Source organism: Candidatus Villigracilis proximus (assembly GCF_016717045.1).
Taxonomy (GTDB): Bacteria; Chloroflexota; Anaerolineae; order Anaerolineales; family Villigracilaceae; genus Villigracilis; species Villigracilis proximus.
Genome location: NZ_JADJUO010000016.1, coordinates 69,590 through 88,053, shown reverse-complemented (window position 1 = coordinate 88,053; position 18,464 = coordinate 69,590). Strand labels below are relative to the sequence as shown.

12 protein-coding genes, 2 tRNA genes, 2 rRNA genes and 1 pseudogene are annotated in these 18,464 nt (G+C 49.9%); all 17 read right to left on the bottom strand.

All coding sequences use genetic code 11. The features are described 5' to 3' along the window. Positions 1–125: 125 nt before the first annotated feature. Positions 126–3,063 (bottom strand): 23S ribosomal RNA (locus IPL71_RS16830). Positions 3,064–3,387: 324 nt separating this feature from the next. Then, a tRNA-Ala gene (locus IPL71_RS16825) sits at positions 3,388–3,459 on the bottom strand. Positions 3,460–3,477: 18 nt separating this feature from the next. Continuing rightward, a tRNA-Ile gene (locus IPL71_RS16820) sits at positions 3,478–3,551 on the bottom strand. 131 nt (positions 3,552–3,682) lie between these two features. Beyond that, positions 3,683–5,196 (bottom strand): 16S ribosomal RNA (locus IPL71_RS16815). The 16S and 23S rRNA genes sit together here with 2 tRNA genes alongside, the layout of an rRNA operon. A 495-nt stretch (positions 5,197–5,691) precedes the next feature. Next, on the bottom strand, positions 5,692–6,297 hold the full coding sequence (gene recR, locus IPL71_RS16810) for a recombination mediator RecR (RefSeq protein WP_345323622.1): 606 nt from the start codon (positions 6,295–6,297) through the stop codon (positions 5,692–5,694). 76 nt (positions 6,298–6,373) lie between these two features. Then, a complete protein-coding gene (locus IPL71_RS16805; protein ID WP_345323620.1) occupies positions 6,374–6,706 on the bottom strand; it encodes a YbaB/EbfC family nucleoid-associated protein in 333 nt (110 codons plus the stop codon). Between the two features lie 66 nt (positions 6,707–6,772). Further along, on the bottom strand, positions 6,773–8,320 hold the full coding sequence (gene dnaX, locus IPL71_RS16800; RefSeq protein WP_345323619.1) for a DNA polymerase III subunit gamma/tau: 1,548 nt from the start codon (positions 8,318–8,320) through the stop codon (positions 6,773–6,775). A gap of 83 nt (positions 8,321–8,403) precedes the next feature. Then, positions 8,404–8,889, bottom strand: coding sequence for a lamin tail domain-containing protein (locus tag IPL71_RS16795; protein ID WP_345323618.1), 486 nt, complete (start codon positions 8,887–8,889; stop codon positions 8,404–8,406). A 36-nt stretch (positions 8,890–8,925) separates the two neighbouring features. Continuing rightward, a complete protein-coding gene (gene prmA, locus IPL71_RS16790; protein WP_345323616.1) occupies positions 8,926–9,837 on the bottom strand; it encodes a 50S ribosomal protein L11 methyltransferase in 912 nt (303 codons plus the stop codon). 12 nt (positions 9,838–9,849) lie between these two features. Beyond that, complete coding sequence (gene crcB, locus IPL71_RS16785; RefSeq protein ID WP_345323614.1) at positions 9,850–10,623, bottom strand: fluoride efflux transporter CrcB; 774 nt, start codon at positions 10,621–10,623, stop codon at positions 9,850–9,852. A 191-nt stretch (positions 10,624–10,814) separates the two neighbouring features. Continuing rightward, positions 10,815–11,084: an NUDIX hydrolase gene (locus tag IPL71_RS16780; RefSeq protein ID WP_345323612.1), complete on the bottom strand. Its 270-nt coding sequence runs from the start codon at positions 11,082–11,084 to the stop codon at positions 10,815–10,817. Positions 11,085–11,218: 134 nt separating this feature from the next. Next, positions 11,219–12,343: a molecular chaperone DnaJ gene (dnaJ, locus tag IPL71_RS16775; RefSeq protein ID WP_345323610.1), complete on the bottom strand. Its 1,125-nt coding sequence runs from the start codon at positions 12,341–12,343 to the stop codon at positions 11,219–11,221. Positions 12,344–12,411: 68 nt separating this feature from the next. After that, positions 12,412–14,296: pseudogene (gene dnaK / locus IPL71_RS16770) on the bottom strand (molecular chaperone DnaK). A 54-nt stretch (positions 14,297–14,350) separates the two neighbouring features. After that, positions 14,351–14,902: a nucleotide exchange factor GrpE gene (gene grpE, locus IPL71_RS16765; protein ID WP_345323608.1), complete on the bottom strand. Its 552-nt coding sequence runs from the start codon at positions 14,900–14,902 to the stop codon at positions 14,351–14,353. Between the two features lie 58 nt (positions 14,903–14,960). After that, complete coding sequence (hrcA, locus tag IPL71_RS16760; RefSeq protein ID WP_345323606.1) at positions 14,961–15,998, bottom strand: heat-inducible transcriptional repressor HrcA; 1,038 nt, start codon at positions 15,996–15,998, stop codon at positions 14,961–14,963. A gap of 135 nt (positions 15,999–16,133) precedes the next feature. Then, a complete protein-coding gene (locus IPL71_RS16755; RefSeq protein ID WP_345323604.1) occupies positions 16,134–17,501 on the bottom strand; it encodes a TolB family protein in 1,368 nt (455 codons plus the stop codon). After that, positions 17,441–18,235 (bottom strand): serine/threonine-protein kinase, encoded by a 795-nt coding sequence (locus IPL71_RS16750; RefSeq protein ID WP_345323602.1) that lies wholly within the window; start codon positions 18,233–18,235, stop codon positions 17,441–17,443. Before IPL71_RS16750 ends, IPL71_RS16755 begins: the two co-directional genes overlap by 61 nt. Positions 18,236–18,464: the final 229 nt, after the last annotated feature.

Genomic DNA, 18,464 nt, shown 5'->3' with positions numbered 1-18,464 from the left:
AACTGCCGGGTTCGGTATGGGACCGGGTACCCACGTCGCTCAAATCACCAGGGACATTTTCACAATGTTGGTCTGAACGGCAAGTTGATGTTTTCTCGAAAAGTACCAAATTCTCCGTATCACAAGAAAGGAAGCCCTCGACCATTAGTACAGCTTAGCTTAACACATTACTGCGCTTACACACGCCTATTAACCAGGTAGTCTACCTGGGCTTACACCTTACGGGTCACAGGGATCTAATCTTAGGGCAAGTTTCCCACTTAGATGCTTTCAGCGGTTATCTTTGCCAGACATGGCTACCCAGCGATGCTCCTGGCGGAACAACTGGCACACTAGAGGTCTGTCCACTCCGGTCCTCTCGTACTAGGAGCAGCTCCTTCAAATCCCTTACGCCCACAGTGGATAGAGACCGACCTGTCTCACGACGGTCTGAACCCAGCTCGCGTACCGCTTTAACGGGCGAACAGCCCGACCCTTGGGACCTTGTCCAGCCCCAGGATGCGATGAGCCGACATCGAGGTGCCGAGCGAGATCGTCGATGTGAACTCTTGGATCTCACCAGCCTGTTATCCCCGGGGTAGCTTTTATCCGGTAAGCCACAACCCTTCCACTCGGTATTGTGGGATCACTAAGCCCGACTTTCGTCTCTGTTCGGCGCGTTGGCCTTACAGTCAAGCTCCCTTATGCCTTTACACTCTATGGTGGGTTTCCATTCCACCTGAGGGAACCTTTGGGCGCCTCCGTTACTTTTTGGGAGGCGACCGCCCCAGTCAAACTGCCCACCTGGCACGGTTCCCCATCCGGATTACGGAATGGGGTTAGGATCTAAACATGATCAGGGTGGTATTTCACCATTGGCTCCACCGACGCTAGCGCGCCAGCTTCAAAGCCTCCACCTATCCTACACAGATCATATCCAAATACAATGCCAAGTTGCAGTAAAGCTCCACGGGGTCTTTTGTCCTACTGCGGGTAGGCCGCATCTTCACAGCCATTTCAATTTCACCGGGTCCCCGTCGAGACAGTGCTCTGATCGTTACACGGTTCGTGCGGGTCGGAACTTACCCGACAAGGAATTTCGCTACCTTAGGACCGTTATAGTTACGGCCGCCGTTCACCGGGGCTTCAGTTCAAAGCTTCGCTTGCGCTAACCTCTCCTTTAACCTTCCGGCACTGGGCACGCGTCAGCCCCTATACATCGCCTTACGGCTTAGCAGAGACCTGTGGTTTTGTTAACCAGTCACCAGAGCCATTTCACTGCGACCCTCCTGGGCTTTAACACCCGAGAGGGCACCTCTTCTCCCGAAGTTACGAGGTCATGTTGCCTAATTCCTTAACGAGGGTTCTCCCGTTCGCCTTGGTATACTCTACCCATCTACCGGTGTCGGTTTGCGGTACGAGCGCTAGAAAGTTATGCTTAGAGACTTTTCTTGGCAACAAGGCTCAACCACTTATGCCTTACGGCTCGCTCTCACCTCAGCTCAACTGGCGGATTTACCTACCAATCTCAACGCCTAGATGGATCGCACCCAAATCCAATAATGGGCTGGCCTATCTCGTTGCGTCCTCCCATCGCACTCTCTAGCGGTTCTGGAATATTAACCAGATGTCCATCACCTACGCCTCTCGGCCTCGGCTAAGGACTCGACTAACCCGACGCGGAACAACCTGGCGTCGGAAACCTTAGATATACGGCGAATATGGTTCTCACATATTTGTACGCTACTCATGCCTGCATTCTCACTTCTATCCGCTCCAGTCGCCCTTACGATCGACCTTCACCGCTGATAGAACGCTCCCCTACTGCCCCAACTAATGTTGAGACCCATGGCTTCGGTACTATGCTTAGCCCCGTTAAGTTTTCCGCGCGAAGTCACTAGACCAGTAAGCTGTTACGCACTTTAAAGGGTGGCTGCTTCTAAGCCAACCTCCTGGTTGTTTAAGTAACCTCACCTCGTTTCCCACTTAGCATAGATTTAAGGACCTTAGCCGATGGTCTGGGCTGTTTCCCTTTCGACCCCGAAACTCATCTCCCGGAGTCCGACTGCCGTGCTATGGAGTACTGGCATTCCGAGTTTGATTGGGTTCAGTAAGCTGTAAGCCCCTTAGCCCATTCAGTGCTGTACCTCCAGTACTAAACGCACGACGCTAGCCCTAAAGCTATTTCGGGGAGAACCAGCTATCTCCGAGTTCGATTGGCATATCACCTCTACCCACAGGTCATCTCCTAACTTTGCAACGTTAGTGAGTTCGGGCCTCCACGAGTGTTTAGACTCGCTTCACCCTGCCCATGGGTAGCTCACACGGTTTCGGGCCTAATTCCAGCGACTATACGCCCTATTAAGACTCGCTTTCGCTACGGCTTCGGGTGTTACTCCCTTAACCTCGCCACTGAAATTAACTCGCAGGCTCATTCTCCAAGAGGCACGCTGTTAGGCATGACAAGGAACGTCCCTATTTCTAGGGGGCTCAACTTGCCGTAGCCCTTCAACTGCTTGTAAGCTTATGGTTTCAGGTTCTATTTCACTCCCCTAACAGGGGGACTTTTCACCTTTCCCTCACGGTACTTGTTCACTATCGGTCGTCAAGCGTATTTAGCCTTAGAGAGTGGACTCCCTAGATTCCTGCCGGATTAGCGTGCCCGGCAGTACTCAGGAACACGGCGGAAGATAATCAATTTTCGCATACGGGGCTATTACCCTCTTTGGCAGGCTGTCCCACACCTTTCCGCTAACTGATTATTTTGTAACTTCCGTATTGCCGGTCCTACAACCCCGAATCTGTAAACAGATTTGGTTTGGGCTGATCCCCGTTCGCTCGCCACTACTAGGGGAATAATTTCTTTTCCTCTGGGTACTTAGATGTTTCAGTTCCCCAGGTTCCCATCCTCAAGTCTATGTGTTCAACAAGAGGACACCGTTGGTTCGCAACGGTTGGTTTCCCTATTCGGAAATCCTCGGATCAACGCCTGTACACGGCTTCCCGAGGCTTATCGCAGTGTCCCACGTCCTTCATCGGCGCTTGACGCCAAGGCATTCACCATAAGCCCTTAATAGCTTCTCCACGTGATACGGAGAAGTTGATACTTTTCTTTAAATTTGATAAATATATATTACTTTATCAGACTACATCATTTGCTATTCAGTTTTTAAGGTGCATTCACCATTTGACCGGTGACCGACACTCTTGATCGAAATCAAGAACATCGATTACCCTTCAAAGCATTTAATTATTTTATAAAGTACTTTCGAGCTACAGAGACAAAACGACCCAGCGCTCACCGCCAGGTCGCAAAACAACCTTTATCAAGCGGTTTATCTTTTAGAACTATGTTTTCTTGCTATTTGACAAACTTTTACTTCTCTCCATTACTACATACGAACTCAGTGGAGATGGCGGGATTTGAACCCGCGACCTTCGCGTTGCAAACGCGCTGCTCTCCCACTGAGCTACATCCCCAGAACTTGCTTGGGTTAGTGGGCTTGACAGGATTCGAACCTGTGACCCCTGCGTTATCAGCACAGTGCTCTAACCAACTGAGCTACAAGCCCGGGAAGGGATTTTCCCTTAGCAACTGAGGAGTGATAGGAAACTAGTTATAGTGTCAACCAGTGCCCAAGGCACCGTATGGGCGTAGAACATGAGTAGAGCAAATTTCCTAAGAAATCGCTCGAATCTCTAGAAAGGAGGTGATCCAGGCGCACCTTCCGGTACACCTACCTTGTTACGACTTCGTCCCAGTCACCAGCACCACCTTAGACAGCGCCCTCCCTTGCGGGTTAGGCTACCGGCTTCAGGTGTTACCAGCTCCCATGACGTGACGGGCGGTGTGTACAAGGCCCGAGAACGTATTCAACGCACTATAGCTGACGCGCGTTTACTAGCAACTCCAGCTTCATGCAGGCGAGTTGCAGCCTGCAATCTGAACTGAGGCCGGCTTTGGGGGATTGGCTCCATCTCGCGACTTAGCAACCCATTGTACCGACCATTGTAGCGTGTGTGTAGCCCCGGACATAAAGGCCATGCGGACTTGACGTCATCCCCACCTTCCTCCGGCTTGATACCGGCGGTCCTGTATGACACATGTAACATACAGCGAGGGTTGCGCTCGTTAGCGGACTTAACCGAACATCTCACGACACGAGCTGACGACAGCCATGCAACACCTGTGCAAGCTCCCTTGCGGGTCGTTCACCTTTCGGATCACTACCACTTGCATGTCAAACCCGGGTAAGGTTCTTCGTGTAGCATCGAATTAAAACCACACGCTCCGCTGCTTGTGCGGGCCCCCGTCAATTCCTTTGAGTTTTAATCTTGCGATCGTAGTCCCCAGGCGGTAAACTTATCGCGTTAGCTGCGGCACCGATGGAGTTTAAGCCACCGACGCCAAGTTTACATCGTTTACGGCTAGGATTACCGGGGTCTCTAATCCCGTTTACTACCCTAGCTTTCGCGTCTGAGCGTCAGAAATGATCCAGAAGATCGCTTTCGCCACTGGTGTTCCTCCCGATATCTACGCATTTCACCACTACACCGGGAATTCCATCTTCCTCTATCACTCTCAAGTCCGGTAGTATTGAACGACCTCTCCTAGTTGAGCCCAGGAGATTTCACGCCCAACTTACCGAACCGCCTGCACGCGCTTTACGCCCAGTGAATCCGGATAACGCTTGCCTCCTACGTTTTACCGCGGCTGCTGGCACGTAGTTAGCCGAGACTTATTCCTGAGGTACTGTCCTTGCTCATCCCTCAGAAAAGTGCTTTACGACCCGAAGGCCTTCATCGCACACGCGGCGTTGCTGCATCAGGCTTTCGCCCATTGTGCAATATTCCCTACTGCTGCCACCCGTAGGTGTATGGACCGTGTTTCAGTTCCATTGTGGGGGGTCACCCTCTCAGGTCCCCTACCCGTCGTAGCCTTGGTGAGCCATTACCTCACCAACTAGCTGATGGGACGCAGGTCCCTCCCAAAGCGAATTGCTCCTTTAGTCATCAGTTTCTAAATCCGAAGACCACATGCGGTATTAGCAATCCTTTCGAACTGTTATCCCACACTTTGGGGTAGGTCACCAACGCGTTACTCACCCGTTCGCCACTAGGATACTCTCGTATTGCTACTCAAGCACCTCGTTCGACTTGCATGTATTAGGCACGCCGCCAGCGTTCATCCTGAGCCAGGATCAAACTCTCCGCAAAAAACATCACTCTTGCGAGTGTTAAAGTTACGGATTTACTGGTTCAACAAAAAATTTTGTTTCCTATCACTCTTCAGTTGTTAAGGTGCTTGCCATTTGAGCGGACGATATTTTATCTGCTCTATAACCGTCTGTCAAGGTTTTTTACAGACCAAAATACCGATGCTTTTACTTTCGCATCGGTTCATCAGACTGCAAAACTTATTTGCTTTGAGTCTCTGATGTGAGACGGTTACTCAGTTGTAATCGATTTGTCTGGGTGACGAAATCTTTTTCGTTTCTACTGGCGAAGGACAATTATATGCATTTCCTTTCCCCTGTCAATAGCCACAAGGCATTTGAACCTTAAAAAATCGTCCTCCAACCTTAAAGAATTCTGGCGACTCTTCCCACTATTATTTGGACAACAAGCCCACAACTTGTTAAAAACTTGTGATGTAAATAAAAATGCACCAATTGTTTTTTATTTACATCACAAGTTAATTTAGCAGGAAAATCAGTTCATTTCCTGTCTTCCGGACAAAGCTCTTAACAATGTATTCTGATCAGCATACTCAAGATCGCCGCCTACAGGCAGACCGCGTGCAAGCCGTGTGACATGCACATCAAATGCTTTTAGCTGTGACTGTAAATATTGTGCTGTTGCATCGCCTTCCATGCTGGGGTTGGTAGCGAGGATAATTTCCTTCACTCCCCCACCGGCGACGCGGGACACTAATTGCTTAATCTTAAGGTCATCAGGGCCAATGCCTTCGATCGGGGAAAGGACTCCCTGCAAGACATGATACTTGCCATGAAAGCCACCGGTGCGTTCAACAGACAGAACATCCAGTGCTTCTTCCACGACGCAGATGAGAGAGCTATCACGTTTTTGCGAGTCACAAATTTCGCAGCGTTCACGGCCTGCTTCTGTGATGTTGAAGCATTCCTGACAAAAAGCAGTGTTGACTTTTAAGTTCGCCAGCGCAGTAGACAAATCTTGAGAGATATCTTCTGGTGCGCGCAATAGATAAAACGCCAGCCGTGAAGCGGACTTTGGCCCAATGCCTGGCAGGCGTTCGAGGGCGGTGATAAGGGATTGAATGGATTCGGGAAGGAGCATGGGAAAGGTAAATACGTAAACGGGTAAACAAGTAAACATGTTTCCATGCGCACCTGTTTATTTGTTCACGTATTCGCTAGAAGGGTAACCCGCCAGAGAGCGGACCAAGCCTTTGGTTGGCAAGTTCTCGTGATTGATCAAGTGCCATATTTACAGCGGACAAGACCAAATCTTGCAGCATTTCGGCATCTGCATCTTTCAATAATTCGGGGTCGATCACCACCTCACGGCATTTTTGGTCGCCTGTCATGGTGACTTTGATCGCGCCGCCGCCTGCTGTTGCAGTGACCAATTCATCGGCGAGTTGAGCTTGCGTTTCTTCCATTTGCTTTTGCAGTTTCTGAAGCTGCTGCATCATGCCAGATTGTCCGCCGCCCATTGCAGGGCCTTTGTTAAATCCTTTTGCCATAATAACCTCTATATTTAAAATTGATATTTAATATTCATTGATCGACAAACGAATATCATTCTTAAATTACATATCTACGATTTCGCCACCGTGTTGAATAGCCGCGGCGACCATGCCGTCTTGCGCCACATTGGCAGGGACTTTGCCTTTCGCGTTGGTGACCGTACAACGGACGGATAACTCCACGTTGAAATTATCTTTGATCAATTTTTGGATGATTTCAATTTGATCAGGCTTATCTATCTTTGAGACAAGCACATCACTAGCCAGACCGAGAATAAGGGTTTTGCCCTGAACGTCGATCATCTTGACTGAGTTTAACAATGCGGAAAGATTCGCCTGTGATTTTGGAAGTGACGCGGCCAGATGTTTCCAAGCCTTGGTGATTTCGCCTGCATTGATGACATTTTTCTCGGTGACAGGCGACTCCCCTTTCGGAGACGGATCGCTCTTAACCTCAGGCTGGGATTCGGTTCTCGGAGCAGAAGCAGGCTGCGGCTGAGTCCGAACCGGCGCGGCAATTTGGTGAGATTCTGTTGGAGCGTCGAGCACTTCTGCGAGAGCAAGTTCAATACTCAGGGATGGCTGCCAGCCGCCGCGCAAATCTGTCGCAGCGTTGTTAAAGATTTTCATCATACGCAAAACATCGCTGGTGCTGAATGCTTTTGCGTGTGCATCCATTTGCACTTTGACTTCACGTGTGGCTTCGACCTGATCGATATTGCCCATTTGAATCAGCATGAGACCGCGCAAATACTCGACGATCTGACGCGAAAGTGAACGCGGATCGGCGCCAGAGTCGAGGGCGCGGTGGATGGTTTCGAGACCGTGCGCAGGCTGATGGTCGAGAACGGAGTTGATGATGTCGAGAACGGTTTTGCTTGTGGCAGTGCCGAGGACAGTTTGCGCAAGAGCCAGCGTGATCTTCGTGCCAGTGGACGCGAGTTGATCGAGCAAAGATTGCGCGTCGCGCATACCACCCGCCGACTGACGCGCAATGAGCGTAAGTGCTTCATCGTCGGCGGTGAGATTTTCAGCAGCGACGATATGCTTAAGATTGGTGACGATCTCGTCTACGGGCACACGACGGAATTCGTGACGCTGACAGCGAGATAAAACTGTTGCAGGGATTTTATGGATTTCAGTTGTAGCAAGGACAAAAATAGCGTGCGGAGGCGGCTCTTCGAGTGTTTTAAGAAGGGCATTGAAAGCCGCAGTCGAAAGCATGTGGACTTCATCGATAATATAGATTTTGTATTTACCCTGTGAAGGCGAGAAATTGATCTTGTCGCGCAAATCGCGGACATCGTCCACTGATGTGTTTGAAGCTGCATCAATTTCGATCAAATCCATAAAACGGCCTTGATTTACAGCTTCGCAGTAATCGCAGGTATTATCGGGTCTTTGTCCGGGGTCTTCGTTGAGACAGTTAACCGCCTTCGCCAGCAAACGCGCAACCGTTGTCTTGCCCGTTCCACGCGGACCAGCAAACAAATAGGCGTGACCGACACGGTCAGCTTTGATGGAATTGGTCAGCGTCTGGACAACGTGATCTTGTCCGATGACGGCATCCCATCCTTTAGGGCGATATTTACGGTAGAGGGCTTGGGTCATATTAGTTGGTGGTTTGCGGTTGGTAGTTGATAGTTTGCAGCTGATGATTAACTGTCAACCACCAACTAACTACCGTCAACTGATTAAGGAACACGATACACGGCTCTGAGGTTGCCTTGAGCATCAAAAAGGCGGGCATTCTCACCAGAACTCCATACCGCTTCGCCTATGCCCCAATATAGGTCAATGACGGTGTCTGTACCGGTGACAGTATGAATTTGCACAGCGCCATTTGGGTAAAGGGTAAGTTTTGGAAATTTAAACGTATTACCATCTTCGTCTTTTAGCTGCCAGCTTGCCAGATCTAACTGACCTTCGCCTTCAAACTTTACGACTACGATCTCGGAGCCCAAAGTTCCGGCGCCGACCACGCTGCTGATCTTGACGGCAACATCTGTTTGCGGGTTGAGTGTGGAAACTGGCTCTGTATCACCGCTTACAACTTGCTGAATAGCAGGCTGACTCACGGCGCGGTAGTTTCGGTCGTACCAGAAAAGAATTCCGCCCGTTACCGTTGCCGAAATAAAGACGTTCAAAAGCAGGTAATAAACCAGTTTACGACGATCCATGATGGTTCGTATGATAGCACAAAACGTTTAGACGTTTTAACGTTTTAAGGATATCGCAACCCAATCGGCGATCTGGCGTTGGTCACTGCGCTTCAATCCTCTGGCTTCCGCAGCTGTAATCACATTCTCAGCCTGATGTGCAAGAATTCCGCTCAGGATGATCTCACCATTCGGCTCGACCAAGTCTGCGAGACCCGCATCAAACAAGCGGATGATGATGGGCGCCAGAATATTCGCGACCACCAGCGGAGCAGACTTAAACTGGAAGCTGCCACTTAAAACCTCTGTCACTGATCCCTGCCCGAGCAGTAGTTCCTCCCCCACCCCGTTAGTATCCGCGTTCTCGCGTGAGTTTTTGACAGACTCAATATCAATATCCACGCCGAGGACTTTTGTTGCGCCAAGTTTCAAAGCCGCAATCGAGAGGATTCCCGAACCACAGCCGACATCAATGACAGTGGAAAGTGGTGAGTGGTCAGTGGATACTTCCATAAGTTCGAGACATAATTGTGTCGTGGGATGTGTTCCTGTGCCGAAAGCCATACCTGGATCAATTTTGATCGGGATTCTGGTTGGCTCTGGCGACTCTAACCATGCGGGCAGAATCAGGAGTCTTTGTCCGATGAGAATCGGCTTGTAGTGCTGCTTCCAGGCTTCCATCCAGTTTTGATCCGCGATCTGCTTGTAGGTGGGAGTTGGTACCGGCGTGATCATCCCCAAATAGAAAAGGGACTCTTCGAGTTTCTGTCGCGTATCTTCGAGTTGTTCGTTAACTTCCAAATAAGCGCGGACGGTGATCGGGCCGGTGGCGGTGCCTTCGTCCTCTTCGTCTAAAAATTTTACGCCTTGCTCGGTCATCACGCCATTGGGCGCAAAACGGGCAAAAACATCAGCAACGGATTCGGCGAGTTCGCCATTTACAGTAAGTGAAACTTCAAGCCAGTTCATTTTTTATCTGCCTTATAAAATCGGATTTTTCCCCTCCCAACCCCCCCCCCCCCGGTGGAAGCCCCCCCCCCCAATTAATTCCTTTTTTTTTTTTTTTTTTTTTTCCCCCCACTCCCCCCCCCGCCCCCCTTTTTTCCGCCGCCCCACCCTTTTGGGGGGGACCCGCCGCCCCCCCCCCCCCACCCCCCAACCCCCCCGCCCCCCCAACCCCCCCCCCCCCCCCCCCCCCCCCCCCCCCCCCCCCCCCCCCCCCCCCCCCCCCCCCCCACCCCCCCATTCCCCCATAAGGATACGGAGAAAAAAACCCCTTCCGGGAAAAGGCATGTTTACCTCGATCAAATAAACGGTTCTTCCAATCCAAACAGCAAATAAACCCACAAATACATTCGCGCCAACATTCGCCAACGCATTGATTATTTGACTATCACGCGCCAGATTAAGCGTTTCATTTCCAAACGACGAGAATGTAGTGAAGCCGCCAAGGAAACCTGTAAAAACAAATAAACGGGATTCGCTTGTAAACACTCCGCGATCTTCTGCCAATTGGGCTAGAAATCCAATGATAAAGCACCCGATGACATTAACCGCCAGTGTGCCATACGGAAAGTCAATGCTTTTCGCAGCCTGTTGCACATACCCACTGGCTAGATAACGCAGAACCGAGCCAAAAAATCCGCCGACACCGACGAGAAGGATGTTAGTCAAATGCACTCCATAAATACTTAAGACTTCCGAAGTCTGCCATAAAACATTATCGCAATGAAGAAGACTTCGGAAGTCTTTCATGACGAGTTACTGCAATGAAGACTCTTAAAAGACTTCCGAAGTCTAGGCTTCACGCAAACTTTCAACAACGACGCGGATCAAATTCTTCTCCGCGAACAACATGCGCGGCAGATCGTCCACTTCAAAATATTTCATTTCAGAGATTTCATGGCTTTCCTTGAAAGTTCCGCCTGCAATTTTACACAAATATATCAAACTAATATTGCGGTCTTCCCTTGAACTTTCGGCCAGAAGCATTCTTTCAACCTGCAATTCCATGCCCGTTTCTTCAAAAACTCGCGGACAATCGCATCGGCCGGCTGTTCGTTATATTCCAGTCCGCCCGCCGGAATGCCCCACTCGAATTTGCGGTAGGTATGCTTGAACAAGAGAATCCTCCCCTGCTCATCAAAGATGATCGCCGCCACCGCCGCCCGAAATTTGGCACGATACACGCGCATGGCAAGGACGTGAATCCACATCGGGAGTATGCGCCAAAAGCGCAATAGAGTTCTCGTCATAGGTTGAAATATTATAACGCAATCAACCGCGCCGAATCAAAAACGAGCAGACTTTCATCCGCTCGTTACTTATTACTTCTCACTTATTACTGCCTTCATCCCCCAAACGCATCATTCAACCAATCTAAAAATCCCTTTTCCTGCGGCTTGACCGACGTGCCCAAACTCTCAGCCAGTTTCTCGAACAACTCACGCTGTTCCTTGGTTAGCTTGGACGGAATAGCCACATTCACCATCACCATTTGATCGCCGCGATGTTTACTGCGGACATGCGGCACACCTTTGCCTTTGAGGTGGAAAATTTTCCCGGGCTGTGTACCGGCGGGAATCTTTAATTTTTCATCGCCATCAATCGTCGGCACATGGACATCCGCACCGAGCACGGCTTGCGCCACATTGATATCAAGGTTCAACAAAATATCATTCTCGCGGCGCTTGAAGAATTGATGCGGTTTCACATCCAGTACAACGAACAAACTTCCGCTTGGGCCGCCAAATGCACCGGGGCCGCCTTCCCCATTCAAGCGGATCTGAGTCCCAACATCCACGCCGGCGGGAATCTGTACTTTCTTCTTAACATTCTTGCGTTCCAAACCAGCACCGCGACAGGTCTTACACGGTGACGAAATTGTTTCGCCGCGGCCGTTACAAGCGGGGCAAGCCGCTGTCTGTACCATCTGACCTAAAAAGGTCTGACGCACCTGGCGCACTTCACCCTGCCCGTTACAAGTCATACATTTCGTTGGCGTGGTACCAAGCTCAGCGCCTGAACCCGTACAACGTGAACAAGTTTCTTCGCGTTGAAATTCGATTTCCTTCTCAACGCCAAAGACAGCTTCTTCAAATGTCAGAGTGACCTGCATCTGCAAGTCACGTCCACGGCGCGGAGATTTGCGCGATTGGCGGCGTCCTGAAGAAAAGCCAAACCCGCCGAGAATCTCTTCGAACAAATCGCCAAAATCTGTCGAGTAATCATGCGGAACGCCGCTGCCCATGCCACCCAGTCCCTCTTTACCAAAGCGGTCATATCGCGCACGCTTATCAGAATCTGAAAGCACGCCGTAGGCTTCGTTGATCTCTTTAAATTTTTCCTCGGCGTCAGTCTCTTTGCTCACATCAGGATGATACACACGCGCAAGTTTACGGAACGCGCCTTTGATCTCATCATCAGACGCGCCCTTATTGATTCCAAGGATTTCGTAATAATCTCGGTTGCTCATAGTTTTAAAGATTAGTCGATTAGGGTAGAAGATTAGGTGTCCCTAATTCCTAATCCTAATTACTCGATTTATTCCTTCACTTCGCCATCGACAACTTCAGGGCCGGCATCTGGATCTGGATTAGAGCCCGCTTCGCCCGTACCTGAGGCCTGTCCCTGCTCATAGACAGATGACCCAATCTTTTGAATGGTCTGCCCCAACGCGTCCGCAGCGGCCTTGATCTTCTCTACATCTTCACCCTGCGCCGCAGACTTAACCTCTGCAACACCGGCTTCGATCTCACTACGCACATCTACCGGCACCTTATCACCAAACTCACGGATGGCTTTTTCGGCGGCATAAGCCGTGTTATCTGCATTGTTACGCGCTTCGATCAGGTCCTTGCGCTTGCGGTCTTCGTCCGCATGGGCTTCGGCATCCTTGCGCATCTTTTCAACTTCGCTATCGCTCAAACCAGAGGACGCGGTGATCGTAATATGTTGTGAACGTCCAGTCGCCTTATCCTTCGCGCTGACTTTCATAATGCCATTCGCATCCACATCAAAGGTCACTTCAACTTGTGGCACACCGCGTGGTGATGGGGGAATCCCATCCAAAGTAAATCTTCCCAACGACTTGTTATCGCTCGCCATCGGACGTTCACCCTGCAAAATATGAATCTCAACCTGTGTCTGATTATCAGACGCGGTCGAGAACACTTGCGAACGACGGGTGGGAATGGTTGTATTGCGTTCGATCTGCGCCGTTGCGACACCGCCCAAGGTTTCAATCGACAATGTCAACGGGGTCACATCCAAAAGTAGAATGTCTTTTACTTCTCCGCCGAGCACACCGGCTTGAATGGCCGCACCGATCGCAACCACTTCATCGGGATTCACGCCCTTATGCGGATCTTTGCCAAAGAATGCTTTGACACGATCTTGAATGGCGGGCATACGAGTCATACCACCCACCAGCACGATCTCATTGATGTCGCCGGCATTTAATCCAGCGTCAGATAATGCTTGTTTAACAGGAGCAATTGTCCGGTCGACAAGATCCGCGGTAATTTGTTCCAACTTGGCGCGGGTCATCGTCATCACCAAATGTTTTGGTCCGCTTGCATCGGCAGTCAAATAAGGCAGATTGATCTCAGTTTGCATCACGGTCGAAAGTTCGATCTTCGCTTTTTCAGAAGCCTCTTTCAAACGCTGCAAAGCCTGACGATCATTGTTCAGATCAATGCCGTTATCTTTCTTGAAGGTCTCGATCAAATAATCCATGATACGCAGATCGAAATCATCGCCGCCGAGGAAGGTATCACCGCTCGTAGCGCGGACCTGGAACACGCCTTCGCCCACATCCAAAATGGAAACATCGAAGGTACCGCCGCCGAGGTCATAAACCACAATGACTTCGTTTTTCTTTTTATCCAAACCATACGCGAGAGAAGACGCAGTCGGTTCGTTGATGATACGCAGCACTTCAAGGCCGGCGATCTTGCCTGCATCTTTTGTGGCATTGCGCTGGGCATCATTGAAATACGCAGGCACGGTAATGACGGCCTGAGTAACGGGTTCGCCGAGATACGCTTCTGCATCCGCTTTGATCTTGGCGAGGATCATCGCCGAAACTTCAGGCGGCGAATAATCTTTATCGTCCAATTTCACGCGCACATCGCCGTTATCGGCGGCGGTCACTGCGTAGGGAACGCGCTTCTTGGTATGTTCAACTTGCGCATCATCAGCCTTGCGTCCCATAAAACGCTTGACCGAAAAAATCGTATTCTGCGGATTGGTAATGGCCTGATTGCGCGCCACGTCCCACCAAACGCTCGTGATTTTTATTCACCGCCACCACCGAAGGGACAAGTCTTTCACCTTCCGCCGATGGAATCACAACCGGCTCACCGCCAGACATAACAGCAGCGACCGAATTGGTTGTACCTAGATCTATTCCTATAATTTTGCCCATGATTGCTCCTAAGATATTGTCGAAGGACGACCACAAGGGTCGCCCCTACAAAATTTACTGTGCTACTCTCACCAACGCCGGGCGGATCACTCGTTCGCCCAGCATATATCCATTTTGAACCACATCAATTACGTGTTCGCTTTCAACTTCATCAGAAGGCTCATGCGTAATTGCTTCGTGGAAGTTTGGGTCAAAGGTCGCGCCTTTTGCCTCGATGCGCTTCACACCTTCACCTTCTAAAATATTTTGTAATTTGCGCGCGATCAATTCAATTCCACTGGCCCATGAATCATCTGCGGGACGGTTTTGTAAGGCACGCTCCAGATCATCCAGCGCGGGCAAAACCTTTTTGATAATATCGCCCTTCATGTTGGCATAGGTCAACTCATTATCACGCTCAATGCGCTTTCTGTAATTTTGAAACTCCGCCTGAGACCTGGCCCAGCCATCTTTATATTCAGACGCTTTGGATTCGGCCTCCGCCAATTGACTCTGCAACGCATCCCGCTCCGCGTTAACGTTAGCCTGCTCGCCATCAACAGGCGTGGACTCGGCTGTGGGTTTAGGTTCATATACATCTTCGTGTTTGCTTTTCTCTTTAGACATGTTCTCACTCTCAAAAAATAATTTCATGGACGCAGACTGATGTCTACCGTTCCGTACTTTACTCGCCCGAAATCGTATCGTTTACCAGATCGCTCAATAAAGCAGCGACATATCGAACTGTGGGAATCGTTCTGGCATAAGACATGCGCATTGGGCCAAGTACGCCCAGAGTTCCTGTTGCCATGCCGGGCACGCCATAACGTGCAATGATCAACGTACACTGACGCAAATCTTCCCACTCCCCTTCCCCGCCGATCAACACCTGCAACCCGCCAATATTACTGTTGACAGTTGTCCGCGCCAAAAGACTTTGCAAGGTGGAACGTTCTTCAAATATTTTTAAGGCACGGCGCGCATCATCTGATTCAGAAAATTCAGGTTCAGATAATACATTCGTTAAACCGTCTGTATAAATTTCACCAGAGACCTGATCCACTGCGCGGCGCATGTCCTGTCCGATCAGTGTGAGGATATCCTTCTCAAGTGCATCCTGACGCGCTGAAAGGGAGGCAATTGCGTCCACGGTAAGGCCAGCTAACAGTGAGTTAAGATGCGAGGCGGCCTGGCTGAGTCGCTCCTGAGTCACAGGTTCCGCCAGTGTCAGAATCTGCTGAGCCACTTCTCCACCGGCCATCACAAGCACCATCAAGACCTGCCGTCCTTGTGTGGAAATTAACTCAACGTGTTTGTAGCGTGTCTGTTCCACGTGCGGTGCAGTGACCATCGACACGCCCTGCGATTGATTCGCAAGGACGGATGCCGCAAGGGTCATCCACTGGTCAACATCAGGCCGCGCCTGATAGAACTGATGCGAAATGGTGTGTTGAATCTTTTCAGGGAGTTCAACATTGTGCATCATTTGGCTAACCAGATAGCGATAACCTTCTTCAGAAGGTACGCGCCCTGCCGAGGTGTGCGGCTGGCGCAAATATCCCATCTCCGTCAGGGCCACCATCTCGTTACGAATGGTAGCCGTGGAGAAATCAAGACGATAATGCTCCGCCAGCCGCTTGGAACCTACGGGCTGAGCAGAGTCAATATAATCACGGATGATGAGAAGAAGCAGTGTCTTCTGGCGTTCGGTAAGTGTATTCATATTCATAATTTAGCACTCCCGATGCGAGAGTGCTATTTATTGAATAATAATGATAACAGTCGCTATGTGGTAAGTCAATAAGAGGAGTGTAAGAAAAAAGAAAACCTCCCACATGGCTGTGAGAGGTTGAATACATCAGGGTGTTTTTGGTACTGGCCGCCAGGCGGGGTCGAAATCGTCAAAGGTGACATCTTCGGTGATGCGTGCCAGATTTGCGCCCGAAGGAGTGGAGTAATACACATGGTATCCGCGCTCTCCACCACTCTCATAAGCGATCCAGATCGCGCCCGGGGAATATTTCACATCTTCAATGGAAAGCACACCCAGGAAAACTTGAAGCGGATCGTTCTGACCATCCACATCCACAGAAAATAAATTAGGAAAGGTAAACTCTTTGGCACTTTGCTGGCTAAACAAGATCAGCTTGCCATCTGGCGACCACACAGGCTGATAATTTAAGACTTGATTTCCGCTGGGAATTAACTGGAGCTCGTCGGCTCCCTGGTTGGTCATTGTCCATATTTCGTAGGTGTCAATTCTCTTATAGGCGTAAACGATCTTTTTTCCATCAGGTGACCACGATGCCTGACGCGCATGTTTACCGTTTACTGTGTCAACGAGACGCGCGATCTTCTCATTCTCAACATTGTATGAGTAGAGCTGCATATACCCGTCACGCAGTGAAGTGAATACGATTTGTTTTCCATCCGGCGACCACGCCGGCTCAAAGTCTCCGCCAAGTGCAGAGGGCAATGGCTGTAGATCGGTCCCATCTGCGTTAATGATATACAAACTGGATTGCGGGTATGTATCCTTCTTGATATTACATGGAGAAATAAATACCAGTTTTTCGCCGTCAGGTGCCCATGAGGCCTGACAAGCCCCACCGGGCATGTTGGTAATTGCAATTGCCTGGTCGGTGAGAATATTGGTCATATATATTTGAGCCACCCCTGTACGCAGGGATGAATATGCAATTTGCAAATAATCCCCGCCAATAGGTGTGGCAAGGGCACTTGGGTCAACAGCCGATGCGGTTTGGGTTTCGATGAAATCAAGATCAGGCGTTACGGTTATATCCAATTGTTCTGCTGCGGTCGGCAGGACCACTACAACTTGTGTTGCAATTTCTGTTGGGGTCATAGCAGGCAGAAACGGGAGCATGTTCCGCGCTGACACTGGCAATAGGTTGGGAAAGAAAAAGATAACTGAAAGAAGACCTATAAAAAGAATTGCAATAATTCCGCCTAACAAAGAACGCCTGATCCGCCGATCTCGTTCAAGCTGTTTTTTGCGGGGGGAGACAAAAGCATATTCCTCAGGCGGCATGGAATGCACCAAAACCGTTTCTGTTTTTTTAGGGTCGCTTATTCTTTCCTCGGCTGAGGGCGGAGGCGAAACAGTATATGTGCCAAGTAATTGCTGAGTCTTGGATTTTGAATTCAACAAGGCAAGTTTAAATTCATCGGCACTTTGGAAGCGGTCTCCGGGATCAACTTCCATGGCCTTTTCAATCGCTGCCCCAAGCCGACGGGAAACATCAGGATTTCTTTTCTAACCGGGGTAAGCTGGGCGTTATCCATTGCGCGCGCCAGTCCATCTTCAGGGATCACACCCGTCAGGGCTGCGTATAAAGTTGCGCCCAATGAATAAATGTCTGTGCGAGCGTCTGTGCGGGCAGTGCCATATTGTTCGGGAGGAGAGTATCCGGGGGTCATGGCGCGTGCGCCGGTGGTCGTCGCCTGATTTCCTTGAATCACCTTGGCGAGGCCAAAGTCCACGAGAAAAATGTGACCGTCTGGTGCAATCTTCACATTGCCGGGTTTAATGTCACGATGCAAAATAGCGGGCTTACGGGCGTGTAAATAAGAAAGCGCATCGCACATGGCCGCGCCAATATGGATCACTTCATCTTCTGGAAGGATGCCAACCCGCTCCATGCGCTGACGGAGGTCTTCCCCGTCAATAAAATCCATGACGAGATACTGACCTTCGCCTGCAATGACAAAATGGTCCGACACGCGCGGAAGGTTGGGGTGACGAATATTCGCCAGGATTACCGCTTCCAAGCGAAACTGACGCGCATATTCTTCTGTCGTAAAGAGGTTTTCTTTAACAGCAACGCCCATGCCCAGATTCTCATCTATGGCGTGGTAAACCGATCCCATGCCCCCCTGCCCAAGATTCCCTTGAATTCGATAGCGTTTATGTAAGAGTGAGTCGCGTTCGAGAATCATTAAATGCCTGTCTGAAAGAAAATTTTATTCTGTCAATGAGTATAAATCACAAAACCTTAACCACCGCCCTGGCAGGCAGGTGAAACACTGGAGTATTTTACCCTGTAGTACTGGTACTTTCGTTTCTATTTTATTTCAATTCCATATATTTTTGAAAGGTATTTGTCCATTCACAAAACTTCATTTTGCCAAAAACGATATAAAAAAGACTTCTCACATTGTATTGATG